General features: G+C 63.9%; 10 protein-coding genes. 9 read left to right on the top strand and 1 reads right to left on the bottom strand.

Features of this window, described 5'->3' with window-relative positions; translation table 11 throughout:
- Positions 1-378 precede the first annotated feature (378 nt).
- The 6 genes from ACMGG8_RS01980 (at position 379) to ACMGG8_RS02005 (ending at position 6,552) form a co-directional block, all read left to right on the top strand.
- A complete protein-coding gene (locus ACMGG8_RS01980; protein WP_016964770.1) occupies positions 379-1,152 on the top strand; it encodes an ABC transporter ATP-binding protein in 774 nt (257 codons plus the stop codon).
- A gap of 13 nt (positions 1,153-1,165) precedes the next feature.
- Entirely contained in the window at positions 1,166-1,918 is a 753-nt protein-coding gene (locus tag ACMGG8_RS01985; RefSeq protein ID WP_011058718.1) for an ABC transporter substrate-binding protein, read from the top strand.
- A 65-nt stretch (positions 1,919-1,983) separates the two neighbouring features.
- Positions 1,984-2,676 (top strand): ABC transporter permease, encoded by a 693-nt coding sequence (locus ACMGG8_RS01990; protein ID WP_060837085.1) that lies wholly within the window; start codon positions 1,984-1,986, stop codon positions 2,674-2,676.
- Entirely contained in the window at positions 2,676-3,365 is a 690-nt protein-coding gene (locus ACMGG8_RS01995) for an ABC transporter permease (protein WP_060837084.1), read from the top strand. Before ACMGG8_RS01990 ends, ACMGG8_RS01995 begins: the two co-directional genes overlap by 1 nt.
- Positions 3,366-3,414: 49 nt before the next feature.
- On the top strand, positions 3,415-4,626 hold the full coding sequence (locus tag ACMGG8_RS02000; protein ID WP_060837083.1) for a methyltransferase: 1,212 nt from the start codon (positions 3,415-3,417) through the stop codon (positions 4,624-4,626).
- Between the two features lie 294 nt (positions 4,627-4,920).
- Positions 4,921-6,552, top strand: coding sequence for a BBE domain-containing protein (locus tag ACMGG8_RS02005; protein ID WP_060837082.1), 1,632 nt, complete (start codon positions 4,921-4,923; stop codon positions 6,550-6,552).
- Between the two features lie 381 nt (positions 6,553-6,933).
- Here the strand turns inward: ACMGG8_RS02005 and ACMGG8_RS02010 are convergent, their stop codons facing one another.
- Positions 6,934-8,517 carry a peptidase M20 gene (locus ACMGG8_RS02010; RefSeq protein ID WP_060842207.1) on the bottom strand — a complete coding sequence of 528 codons (1,584 nt, stop codon included), beginning with the start codon at positions 8,515-8,517 and terminating at the stop codon, positions 6,934-6,936.
- A gap of 293 nt (positions 8,518-8,810) precedes the next feature.
- Between ACMGG8_RS02010 and ACMGG8_RS02015 the strand changes: the two genes are divergently transcribed.
- From ACMGG8_RS02015 to ACMGG8_RS02025, 3 genes are all read left to right on the top strand, one after another.
- Positions 8,811-9,728: a LysR substrate-binding domain-containing protein gene (locus tag ACMGG8_RS02015; RefSeq protein ID WP_060842206.1), complete on the top strand. Its 918-nt coding sequence runs from the start codon at positions 8,811-8,813 to the stop codon at positions 9,726-9,728.
- Positions 9,729-9,877: 149 nt separating this feature from the next.
- Positions 9,878-10,969: an ABC transporter ATP-binding protein gene (locus ACMGG8_RS02020; protein WP_060842205.1), complete on the top strand. Its 1,092-nt coding sequence runs from the start codon at positions 9,878-9,880 to the stop codon at positions 10,967-10,969.
- 91 nt (positions 10,970-11,060) lie between these two features.
- Positions 11,061-12,173, top strand: a complete 1,113-nt coding sequence (locus tag ACMGG8_RS02025; RefSeq protein WP_414159075.1) for an extracellular solute-binding protein — start codon at positions 11,061-11,063, stop codon at positions 12,171-12,173.
- Positions 12,174-12,177 lie beyond the last annotated feature (4 nt).

Genomic DNA, 12,177 nt, shown 5'->3' on the forward strand with positions numbered 1-12,177 from the left:
CGCCATTTCGTTACTGGCCGACTCACTTTGTAGGACGAAACTGCGCACCAGAAACACACCCCGAAAGTACCCGATGCACAATTAGGTGGCAGATCCATGACCTTTGGCCCGTTAACCCTTCCAACACCCGGCCAAAGCTGGCACCATCGCGCCTTTTTTTACGCGACACCTACCGGATTCCAGGCGGATTCCGGGTTCAAACGGGCGTTCGGTTGTTGATGGGGCGACAGTCTTCTGTGCTGATGCGACAACCTGCCACACGCCGTCTGTTTACCTCCGGTAGCGCTGTTGGCTGCGCTTGGAACCCTATGCTAGCTTGGCGCCTCGCCAGGAAGGCCGCCAACAGCAGGAGCACAATGAACTCTATGAGGACCGCACATGGCTGAGGCCACGCCCGCGCTTGAAATCCGCAACTTGCACAAACGCTACGGCTCTCAGGAGGTACTCAAAGGTATTTCGCTGACCGCACGCGACGGTGACGTGATATCGATCCTGGGTTCCTCCGGCTCCGGCAAGTCCACTTTCCTGCGCTGCATCAACCTGCTGGAAAACCCGCACCAGGGGCAGATCCTGGTCGCCGGCGAAGAGCTCAAGCTCAAGGCCGCGAAAAACGGCGAGCTGGTGGCCGCCGACGGCAAGCAGATCAACCGCCTGCGCAGCGAAATCGGTTTCGTCTTCCAGAATTTCAATCTCTGGCCACACATGAGCGTGCTCGACAACATCATCGAGGCGCCGCGCCGGGTACTGGGCCAAAGCAAGGCCGAGGCCATCGAAGTGGCCGAGGCGCTGCTGGCCAAGGTCGGCATCGCCGACAAGCGCCACGCCTACCCGGCCCAGCTGTCCGGCGGCCAGCAGCAACGCGCCGCCATCGCCCGCACCCTGGCGATGCAACCCAAAGTCATCCTGTTCGACGAGCCGACCTCGGCCCTGGACCCGGAAATGGTCCAGGAAGTCCTCAACGTGATCCGCGCCCTGGCCGAAGAAGGCCGTACCATGCTGCTGGTCACCCATGAAATGAGCTTTGCCCGCCAGGTTTCCAGTGAAGTGGTGTTCCTTCACCAGGGCCTGATCGAGGAGCAGGGATCGCCACAGCAGGTCTTCGAGAACCCGCTTTCGGCACGCTGCAAACAATTCATGTCCAGCAACCGCTAACGGAGCTACACGCATGCAGAGCTATAAGAAAATCCTCCTGGCCGCTGCCGTCACTCTGGCTTTCAGCGCCAGCGCTGCCGCCGAAACCCTGAAGATGGGGATCGAGGCCGCCTACCCACCGTTCAACAACAAGGATGCCAGCGGCCAGGTGGTCGGCTTCGACAAGGACATCGGCGACGCCCTGTGCGCCAAGATGAAGGTCGAATGCACCGTGGTCACTTCCGACTGGGACGGCATCATCCCGGCCCTGAACGCGAAGAAATTCGACTTCCTGATCTCTTCGCTGTCGATCACCGACGAGCGCAAGCAGGCGGTGGACTTCACCGACCCGTACTACTCCAACAAGCTGCAGTTCATCGCCCCCAAGGCCAAGACCGACTTCAAGACCGACAAGGCCTCGCTCAAGGGCAAGATCATCGGCGCACAGCGGGCGACCCTGGCCGGCACCTGGCTGGAAGACAACCTGGGCGACGACATCACCATCAAGCTCTACGACACCCAGGAAAACGCCTACCTGGACCTGACCTCCGGCCGCCTGGACGCGATCCTGGCCGACAAGTACGTCAACTACGAGTGGCTCAAGAGCGACGCCGGCAAGCCTTATGAGTTCAAGGGCGAGCCGATGGTGGAAAGCGACAAGATCGGGATTGCCGTGCGCAAGAAAGATCCTCTGCGCGAGAAGCTGAACGCCGCCCTGAAGGAAATCGTGGCCGACGGCACCTACAAGAAGATCAACGACAAGTACTTCCCGTTCAGCATCTATTGATACTGACTTGCCTGACCGGCGCCCGCCCCCTGGGCGCCGGTCCTTAGCAAAGCCATCCAGACCCCATGAATATCGATCTCTTCGGATTCGGCCCGGTGCTCGCCGCCGGCGCGCTGATGACCGTCAAGCTGGCCCTCTCGGCGTTATGCCTGGGACTGGTGCTCGGCCTGCTCGGCGCCTTGGCCAAGACTTCCCCGTACAAGCCACTGCGCTGGCTTGGCGAAACCTATTCGACCATCGTGCGCGGCGTCCCGGAACTGCTGTGGGTGCTGCTGATCTACCTGGGCACGGTGAACATGATGAACGCGCTGGGGGAGCAATTCGGCAACCCCGACCTGGCCCTCAGCCCGTTCGTTGCCGGGGTGATCGCCCTCGGCCTGTGCTTCGGTGCCTATGCCACGGAAGTGTTTCGTGGCGCGATCCTGGCCATCCCCAAGGGCCACCGCGAAGCCGGCATCGCGCTGGGCCTTTCCAAGTGGCGGATCTTCAGCCGCCTGATCCTGCCGCAGATGTGGCGCATCGCCCTGCCAGGCCTGGGCAACCTGTTCATGATCCTGATGAAGGACACCGCCCTGGTGTCGGTGATCGGCCTTGAAGAAATCATGCGCCAGGCGCAGAACGCCGTGACCTTCGCCCGGCATCCGTTCACCTTCTACATGGTTGCGGCCGTCATGTACCTGGGCCTGACCGTGCTGTCCATGATCGGCATGCACTTCCTGGAAAAACGCGCCGCCCGCGGCTTTGTGAGGACGACGTAATGGAATGGGAAGTCATCTACAAATGGCTGCCGAAGTTCATCCAGGGCGCGACGCTGACCCTGGAACTGGTGGGCATCGCCGTGATTCTCGGCCTGCTGCTGGCCATCCCGCTGGGCATCGCCCGCTCGTCCAAGCTCTGGTACGTGCGCGCCCTGCCCTACGCCTACATCTTCTTCTTTCGCGGCACGCCGCTGCTGGTGCAGCTGTTCCTGGTGTATTACGGCCTGGCGCAGTTCGATGCGGTGCGCGAGAGCTTCATGTGGCCCTACCTGCGCGACCCGTTCTGGTGCGCTACTGCCACCATGACCCTGCACACCGCGGCCTACATCGCCGAGATCCTGCGCGGTGCGATCCAGGCCATTCCCCCCGGTGAGATCGAAGCCGCGCGGGCCCTGGGCATGTCCCGGCCCAAGGCGCTGTTCTACATCATCCTGCCGCGGGCGGCGCGCATCGGCCTGCCGGCCTACAGCAACGAAGTGATCCTGATGCTCAAGGCCAGCTCCCTGGCCAGCACCGTGACCCTGCTGGAACTGACCGGCATGGCGCGCACCATCATTGCCCGCAACTACCTGACAGTGGACATGTTCTTCACCGCCGGGGTGTTCTACCTGCTGATGTCGTTCATCCTGGTCCAGGCCTTCCGCCAACTGGAACGCTGGCTGCGGGTCGACGCCTGCCAGGGACGCTGACCTACTCCCGCTCCCGCCCGGGAGCGGGCCTGCCCCGGACTCACCGCCCATGCCCTCGATCCTCCAAGGCCCCGCGCTGCTCGATCGTTTCCAGGCCCTGGACGGCTTCCTGCTTGAACACCAGGCGCTCTGGCGCCCGCGCCCGTTCAACCATCTGCAACTGCCGTGGGAATCCACTCATCCCCAACTGGCCCAGTGGCTACGCCAACGCTCCCTGGAAGACGCCGAAGCCGCCCACAACCATCCGCAGCAGCTCCAGGCGCCGGCGCCCTTTGCCCAGCTGGCGGAGCAGGCCCGAGCGCTCGGCACACTGGGCGACCTCCCCATAAAGGCACTGCGCGCGCCTCACCCGCGCCTCAAGGTCGACGTGCCCGGGCGCAAATGGCAGCAGATCGAAGCCTTCGCCGCCTGCCTGCAATTCCAGCGCCCCCCCACTCACTGGCTCGACTGGTGCTCCGGCAAGGGCCACCTCGGCCGGCGCCTGCTGCAACCCGGGCAACAACTGACCTGCCTGGAATACGACCCGGCGCTGATCGACAGTGGCGAGCAACTGAGCCGGCAGCACGGCCTGCCCGCGCGCCATGTGCAACAGGACGTGCTGGCCGATGACACGCTCCAGCAGCTCTGCGCCGAGCACAGCCCGGTGGCCCTGCACGCGTGCGGCGATCTGCATGTGCGCTTGATCCAGCTGGCCAGCCAGCAGGGTTGTCCACAGCTGGCGATTGCCCCTTGCTGCTACAACCGCACCCGCGCCAGCCACTACCAGGGCTTATCCACAGCGGCCCAGGCATCGCACCTGGAACTGTCCCTGGAAGACCTGGCCCTGCCCATGAGCGAAACCGTCACCGCCGGCGCCCGGGTGCGGCGCCAGCGCGACCGCTCCATGGCCCGGCGCCTGGCCTTCGACCTGCTGCAACGGCAAGTGCGCGGGGTCGACCAATACCTGCCAACGCCTTCGCTGCCCAGCCACTGGCTGGACAAACCCTTCGCCGACTACTGCCGCGACCTGGCCGCCCTCAAGGACTTATCCACAGTCGATTGCCAGGATTGGGCCGCCCTCGAAGCCGCCGGCTGGCAGCGCCTGGCCCAGGTGCGCAACCTGGAACTGCTGCGGGGCCTGTTCCGCCGCCCGCTGGAATTGTGGCTGGTGCTGGACCGTGCGCTGTTCCTGCAAGAACAGGGCTACGCCGTGCGCCTCGGAACCTTCTGCCAGGCTCCCTTGACCCCGCGCAATCTGCTCCTGCTGGCAGAGCGCCCATAACCTGCCGCTGCACCGGCTCTAGCCGAAGTTCGTCGTGCAGGCCCCCTGCGGCCAGTGACCTTGTAAAACGGACATCGGACACCCCATGGGAAAGCCACAACCCATTGAAAGCCGCCGATCAGGCCGGGGGATGTCCGCAACTTCACAAAAGAAAAAAACCAAGCTCATGACGCCTACTAGTCTCTAAGACGTGCAGGGCATATGCCGCACTCAAGCCACAGCTCTGGCGCAACTCAAGCGGTCATGTTTCGACAGGAAGTCGCCAAGCTCACCATCACTGACAGGGAGTCAACCATGAACATCATCGACCCTCAGGCACCCACCTACGAAACCCTGCAAAAGGGTTTCAACTTGCGTTGGCCACCCAGTATCGAACAGGGCGCGAACCGAATTTATGTGTGTACGACACCTGATGAAGTTCTGACGGCAGCCAATACAGCACTGCATGATGGCTATCGCATCACGGTGCGCAGTGGCGGCCACTGCTACGAGGGCTTTGTTTCCAACAAGTTGAGCGGCGAGACACAAAACCTGGCGATTATCGACCTCGGTGAAATGAAAGGCCTGAAGTACGACGAGAGCCAAACCATCACTTCGCCCTGGGATCGCCAGAACAAGACGTATCGTTTCATGGCATTGACCGGCAATCAGAACTGGGACGGCTACCTGTCGCTGTACAAGCAGGCCGGGCGCACCCTTCCTGGCGGCTCATGTTATTCGGTCGGTTTGGGCGGGCACATCAGCGGCGGCGGTTACGGTTTGTTATCGCGCCTTCAGGGCTTGACCGTGGACTGGGTCACCGGCGTCGACCTTCTTGTGCCTGTGGAAAACTCGCGGCAACTGGAGTTCCGGCATGTTCGCGCGGACAGCCCGTCGAACAACGACAAGGCATTGTTCACCGCCTGTTGCGGCGCCGGCGGTGGCAACTTCGGCATCATCATCGGCTACTACTTCGAGCAACTGCCCCAAGCCCCGCGACAAGCCTACTGGATTCCCCTGGCCTACCCGTGGAAGGAGCTGATTCCCAACTTCTCGAACTTCCTGCGGGCCTATTGGCAATGGTTCTCGGATAACGACGCCAACGCGACCAGCCCGGTGGAAGGCGTTGGCAACGGTGGCTTGTTCACCCTGCTGAAACTCAACCACGTGGACACCTCCGACCATGTGGTGCTGGCGATCCAGTACACCGGCCCCAATGGCCGGGTCGGCGGCGCCAACGATATCCCGCTCAACGACTTCATCAGCAAGATGAACGCCGCGGCGGGCATCACGCCGACCCTGCATGACGGCTTCATCGCGCCCAACATTGCCCCGCTCAGGCACCCGCTCGCCGGCAGGAAGTTCAGAGGCGCGGTGCCTGAGCACACGGCGATGGACTGGCTGTACGTCACGCAAATGATCAACGGCTCGGGCAACAATCAGCGGGGCAAATACAAGTCTGACTATCAGGTCGAACAGTTCTCCGAACAGGCCTGCAACGCCTTGCTGACGCACTTGACCGAAGCCACGCCAGACAAACGCTTCAGCCAGTCGCTGGTACAGATCGACTCCTACGGCGGGGCGATCAATAAAAAGGGCATGGGCACCACCGCGGTTCCGCAAAGAAGCTCCCTGCTCAAAGCCCAATACCAGACGTACTGGGCCCACGCTGCCGACGACGCGGTGCAAATCGCCTGGATCCGCAACATCTTCACCGCCGCGCACGGCGGCAAGCCCAAGCGCCCCGCCTACGATGGCTGCTACATCAACTACCCCGATGTCGACATGAAATACACCGCCACCGGCGCGGTGGACCCCGACTGGCTGAACTTGTACTACGGCTGGAACAGCGAACTCATCAACAGACTGTCCAAACTGAAAGCCGCCATCGACCCCAACAACCTGTTTCGTCATGAACTGTCCATCCCGGCCACAAAGGCCGAGTAGGTCGCCGCCTGGCCACCCCCTGCGGCATGACCAGCGCCTGCTCGGCTGAGCCTTCGGCAACCCTGGGCCGCGGGCTCGAAGAGCAGGCTGTGGAGCCGTGCGACAGGCTGCCGCGACCTGTGGATAAGTCTGTTGATGGAATTCCGGCAAAGCCAGGGATTGCAGGGTGCTTAGCCCCCATCATCAGCTGGTCATTTTTTGTTCACAAAATAAAAGCCCGAAAAAACAGCCAGTTGCATAAAGATGAGAACGGCTCCACAAATCCGACAGTTCCCGGCCCTGGCGACCCATCCGTTGTGCATAAACACCTGAGCGAACGGGCATAACGCCCTGCGCCCAGGTGCCAGGGAGCGACCTCAGGCAAGGGCCTGATAGTGCCCCTTACTCATCGGCCCGCGCCGGGATCCACCACTCTTCGCCCCGGGCGGTGCTGATGTACTCCGGCCAGCGGAAATCATGGGGCACCTTGAAGTCCTCGGGCAGCAACGGCGCCTGCCAGCGGCTGCCGCCGATGCCGCCGCCGGTACGTTCGACGAACTCGGCCTTGGCCGCGCTGAGCAGGGCTTCGTCGGTCAGCAGGTCGACCAGGGTCGCGGCGATGGTCTTGGCCGCCACCTCGATCATCGGGTCGATGGTCTGGCGAATGCCGCCCAGGGCGTTGGACACCCAGTCCGGGTAGACCGTGCCCGGCGGCGCGCTGAGCATCGGCCGGGCCACCAGCAGGCGCACGGTCGGGCAGTGCCAGGTGTATTCCGGGTAGTCGTCGGAGGTCAGGTACTGCTGCCAGGCGGGCATTTGCAGGCGCATCTGGCGCTCGCATTCCTGGGGCTCGATCAGTTCTTCGGTGGCCGGCAGGAAGGGCTTGTCCATGGCTTCCAGGCCGAGGTTGCGCTGGATCTCGCGGGCAATCTCCCGCGCTTCTTCATCCCACTGCGGGGCCCCCACCGCCGCCAGGTTGTCGTAGGTGGCCTGGGCCATGACGTGGTTGGGCAAGCCGCCCCGGGACTTGCAGACCCAGGTCTTTTTCCAGCGGCAGCCGGTGGCCATGGCCGCCGCGGCGGCGTTGTTGTCCATCACCTGGGAGATGGTTTCGGCCTGTTCGATGGAGTCGCAACGCAGCAGGTACTGGATCTGCGACAGGTGCGGCGGCAGGTTGTCGGCGGTGGCCTGGCCGGCGGTGAGGATCGCCTCGTTGTAGCTCCACAGGCCGGTGAACGGCAGGGTCGAGCGGCGCAGGCTTTCGTTGAGGGTGTAGAAATGCACCAGGGCGTCATTGGCCCCCGGGGCCCGGGCCGCCAGGTGGTTCTGCGGGATCGGGCTGTAGCGATCAGCGGCGATCCAGTTCTGCGGATCCTCGCAAGTGAAGCTGTAGATGTAGGCGTAGGCGATGCCGCAGTGGGTGTCCCAGGTGGTGGTGTTGTTCAGCGGCAGCATGTAGGTCGGGTGGAAGCTGATGGCCGCGTCGAGGTCATCGTAGTAGCCCTTGGCGGCGTGGACCGGTTTGGAGGCGCGGAGTTTTTCCGCCGGCTCGCCGAAGAACCTGATGCTGCCCTGCAGGCCGAATTCCACCATGGTCGCCTTGGCCGCCAGGGCCCCGCCGAGGGCGCTGATGCCCAGGGCCGAATGCGGGTCGGTGTGCCCCGGGGCGAAGCGCGACAGGCCCTCGCGCGGCTGCTTGCGGGTGGTGGCCGCCTGACAGTTGCCGGGCACCGCATCGTACTCGCCGTAGGTGGCCAGCAGCGGCCCCTGGCCCTGGGTGAAGGTGGCGCAGAAGGCCGTGGGCATGCCGCCGCTGCCGCGCTCGACGGTGAAGCCCTCGGCCTCCAGCAGTTCGACATACCAGGCACAGGACTTGTACTCGCGGAACGCCGGCTCGGCGTAATGCCAGATGATCTGGTGCCAGTCCGACAGTTGCTGGCGGTGGCGCTCAACCCAATCGAGGGCGAATGCTTTGTAGCGGGACATGCGCGGCACTCCTGGTTATCCAGGTTCCGGCCGGCCGCTGCCCGGACGCCTCGGCGCCCGCGCAAGACCTGCAGGACCTCTTGTTGTTATAGGGATGGTCCGGTCGATTGCGGCCCGGATCGAGGTCCAGTATTGGTGAAGCGGCTGCGACATCAATCGAATTTTTTCGCCAGCAATGTCAAAGAAAATTGACCAGTTCGACGCCACCGCGGCCCATACTGCGACGCGGCCAGCCGCGCCTCGGCGCCTTGCCTGGGGCCGTCGTACACAGGTTCCCCCGACTCGGAGGTTGTATGCGTTATCCCTCGATCACCGCCCTGCGCGCCCTCGACGCGGTCGCCCGGCTAGGCAGCGTGACCGCCGCCGCCCAGCAACTGAGCCTGACCCGCAGCGCCATCAGCCACCAGATCATCAGCCTGGAACAGAGCCTGGGTTTTGCCCTCACCGAACGGGTCGGGCGCGGCATCGGCCTGACCTACCAGGGCGAGTGCTACGCCCGGGAAGTACGGCGCATCCTGGCGGACATCCAGGACGCCGGGCGGCGTTTCGACGGCCAGGCGGTGTCGGGCAAATTGCGCATCAGCTGCAATCCGGGCTTTGCCAGTTTCTGGCTGTGCAACCACATCAACGGCTTCCTGCGCCAATACCCCCAGGTGCAGCTGCAGGTGGTCAGCCCTCGGGCCCAGGACGACACCAGCGACGCCGAGGCCGATCTGTTCATTGCCTATGGCATCGGCGACTGGCCGGGGCTGCTGGTGGAGCAGATCGTCACCCTGCGCTTCTCGCCGGTGTGCAGCCCGCGCCTGATCAACGCCATCGGCGGCCTGAAGAGCCCGCTGGACCTCAAGGACTTTCCGTTGATCCACATGAGCGACACCAGCGACTGGCGGGTCTGGCTGGCGGCCGCCGGGGCCAGCCAGGTCAATCCCGATCGTGGCATTACCTTCTCCGACGCCCATTGCGCGCAGTCCGCCTGCATCGCCGCCCAGGGCGTGGCCATCGGCGACAACCTGCTCAGCGGCGATGCCCTGGCCCGGGGGCTGCTGGTGCGCCCGTTCGATATCAGCATCAGCGCCCTGCGCGGTTATTTCCTGGTGATCGATCCGGCCAAGGCCGAGCGGCCAGCGGTCCAGGCCTTCAGTGACTGGCTGAAAAACCAGCTGCAGGCCAGTGCCCAAAGCATCAGTGACAGCCCGCTGATCGAGCCCTGAAAGCCGGGTCGAATGGGAAATTTCACTCACCAATGAGGCAAAAATTATTCCATTGATGTGGCGTTGCTTTTCACAATAATGAATCCACCACCTGCTGCACTCACAATAAAAATTCAATCGTGCAGGTGGGTTTCCGGGAGATCTCTGTAGTGTCCAGCAGCCCCTCGACTCAACTCAGCGCCCAAGGAATCAGCCAGTATTACGGCAACTTCACCGCCCTGGACGGCATCGATCTGGACGTTCGCCAAGGCGAATTCCTCACCCTGCTGGGCCCCTCCGGCTCAGGCAAGACCACCCTGTTGATGATCCTCGCGGGCTTCCTCAGCCCCAGCGCCGGCAAGCTGCTGGAACGTGGCGTCGACATCAGCCGGCGCCCGGCGGAAAAACGCAACTACGGCATGGTGTTCCAGGGCTACGCCCTGTTCCCGCACATGAGCGTGGCCGACAACGTCGCCTATCCCTTGCGCATTCGTGGAGTGAAGGCCGAGGAGCGCCAGCGCCGGGTCAAGCACATCCTCGACGTGGTGGGCCTGGGGGCTCACCTGCACAAGAAACCCTCCGAGCTGTCCGGCGGCCAGCAGCAACGGGTGGCCATCGCCCGGGCCCTGGTGTTCGAGCCGGACATGTTGCTGCTGGACGAGCCGCTGTCGGCCCTGGACAAGAACCTGCGCGAGCAACTGCAGACCGAGCTGCAACGCATCCACCGCCAGGTCGGCACCAGCTTCGTCTTCGTCACCCACGACCAGGGCGAAGCCCTGGCCCTGTCGACCCGCATCGCCATCTTCAACCAGGGACGGCTGGCGCAGATCGATACCCCGGAAACCATCTACGACCGACCGAAAAACCGCTTCGTCGCCGAGTTCCTCGGCAAGATGAACCTGTTCCCGCTACAGGGTCTTTCCCGCAATGGCAGCCAGGCCAGCGGCCGCTTTGGCGACAGCCCGCTGCACGCCACCACGACCGGGGACATCAGCAACCAGCCGCAGTTGCTGGCGGTGCGCCCGGAACATATGACCCTGCACACCGAGCGCCCACAAGCCGGCGAACACAACGTGCTGCCCGCCTGCCTTGGCGAGCGGGTCTACCAGGGGTCCAGCACTCATCTGGCGCTGAACATCAGCCCGGAACTGGCACCGGTCAACCTCTCGGTGCCCGGCGATCATCCCGGTGCCCGCTTGCCCAGCGGCACCCCGGTGTGGCTGAGCTGGCCGGTACGCCACAGCTTCCTGCTGGAAGCCTGAGCCGACCACGCTCGCTGTCGAGCGTTTGCGTAGAAAGCCAATCACACTATCGGCCGGCGCCTGGCGCATCGGCCTCGCGAGGACTTGCCCCATGAGCCAGCACCACCAACGCGACTGCATCGAAATCCTCATCGAAAAAGCCCGTGGCGGGCAGGTCAGCCGCCGCACCTTCCTCCAGGCCATGGGCCTGCTGGCGGCGGTGCCCCTGGCATTGCGCAGCGGCATCAGCTGGGCGGCGGACAAGCCGCTGGTGGTGGTCAACTGGGGCGGCGATGCGCTCAACGCCTTCCGCAGCGCCTGGACCGACAGCTTCACCAAGAGCACTGGCATACCGGTGCGCATCGACGGCGCCGGCCCCACCGAAGGGGCGATCCGCTCACAGTTGGCCAGCGGCCGGCCGAGCTGGGACGTGGTGGATGTGGACAGCTACAGCGCCATGACCCTGGGCCGCGACAAGGTCCTGCAACCCCTGGACTACAGCGTGGTGCAACGGGACCTGGTGGCCCCGGAGCTGTCCCACGAGCACGGCATCGCCGGCTACCTGTTCAGCTACGTGATCGCCTGGGACAGCCAGAAATACGGCAACAACGGCCCCAAGAACTGGGCGGATTTCTGGAACGTGGAGCAATTCCCCGGCAAGCGCACCCTCTACAAATGGATGAACGGCATGCTCGAAGCCGCGCTGCTGGCCGATGGCGTGGCCGCCGACCAGCTGTACCCGCTGGACGTGCCCCGGGCCTTGCGCAAGATCGATGAACTCAAGCCCCACGTCCTGTCGTTCTGGGGCTCGGGCGCGGAAAGCCAGCAACTGATGATCGAAGGCGAAGCCTCCATGGGCGCCATCTGGCACACCCGCGCCACCCTGCTCCACGAGGACAGCGGCGGCCGCATCCAGTGGGGCTTCGACCATGCCTTCCTCAACGCCAGCAGTTGGGGCGTGCTCAAGGACAACCCGGCAGGCGCCGCACCGGCCATGCAGTTCATCCAGCACGCCTTGCAGCCGGCCGGCCAGTTGAAGCTGTTCGAAGCCCTGGGCAACGGCCCGTCCAACGCCGCCACCCAGCAACTGATGAGCGCCGAACAGCGAGAGATCAACTGCGCCTCCGAAGCCAACATGAAGAAGCAGATCTTCCTCAATACCCAGTGGTACGCCGACCACTACTCCAGCACCCTGGAGCAGTACCTGACCCACCTGTCCAAGTGAGCCG

The sequence above is a fragment of the Pseudomonas sp. BNK-45 genome (assembly GCF_047456255.1).
Classification (GTDB): Bacteria; Pseudomonadota; Gammaproteobacteria; order Pseudomonadales; family Pseudomonadaceae; genus Aquipseudomonas.

What these genes read in the sequence shown, in the direction of transcription:
- ACMGG8_RS02010 (WP_060842207.1), bottom strand. Translation starts at nt 8,517, where the DNA reads ATGTCCCGCTACAAAGCATTCGCCCTCGATTGGGTTGAGCGCCACCGC.
- ACMGG8_RS02005 (WP_060837082.1), top strand. Translation starts at nt 4,921, where the DNA reads ATGAACATCATCGACCCTCAGGCACCCACCTACGAAACCCTGCAAAAG.
- ACMGG8_RS01980 (WP_016964770.1), top strand. Translation starts at nt 379, where the DNA reads ATGGCTGAGGCCACGCCCGCGCTTGAAATCCGCAACTTGCACAAACGC.
- ACMGG8_RS01995 (WP_060837084.1), top strand. Translation starts at nt 2,676, where the DNA reads ATGGAATGGGAAGTCATCTACAAATGGCTGCCGAAGTTCATCCAGGGC.
- ACMGG8_RS02015 (WP_060842206.1), top strand. Translation starts at nt 8,811, where the DNA reads ATGCGTTATCCCTCGATCACCGCCCTGCGCGCCCTCGACGCGGTCGCC.
- ACMGG8_RS02000 (WP_060837083.1), top strand. Translation starts at nt 3,415, where the DNA reads ATGCCCTCGATCCTCCAAGGCCCCGCGCTGCTCGATCGTTTCCAGGCC.
- ACMGG8_RS01990 (WP_060837085.1), top strand. Translation starts at nt 1,984, where the DNA reads ATGAATATCGATCTCTTCGGATTCGGCCCGGTGCTCGCCGCCGGCGCG.
- ACMGG8_RS01985 (WP_011058718.1), top strand. Translation starts at nt 1,166, where the DNA reads ATGCAGAGCTATAAGAAAATCCTCCTGGCCGCTGCCGTCACTCTGGCT.
- ACMGG8_RS02025 (WP_414159075.1), top strand. Translation starts at nt 11,061, where the DNA reads ATGAGCCAGCACCACCAACGCGACTGCATCGAAATCCTCATCGAAAAA.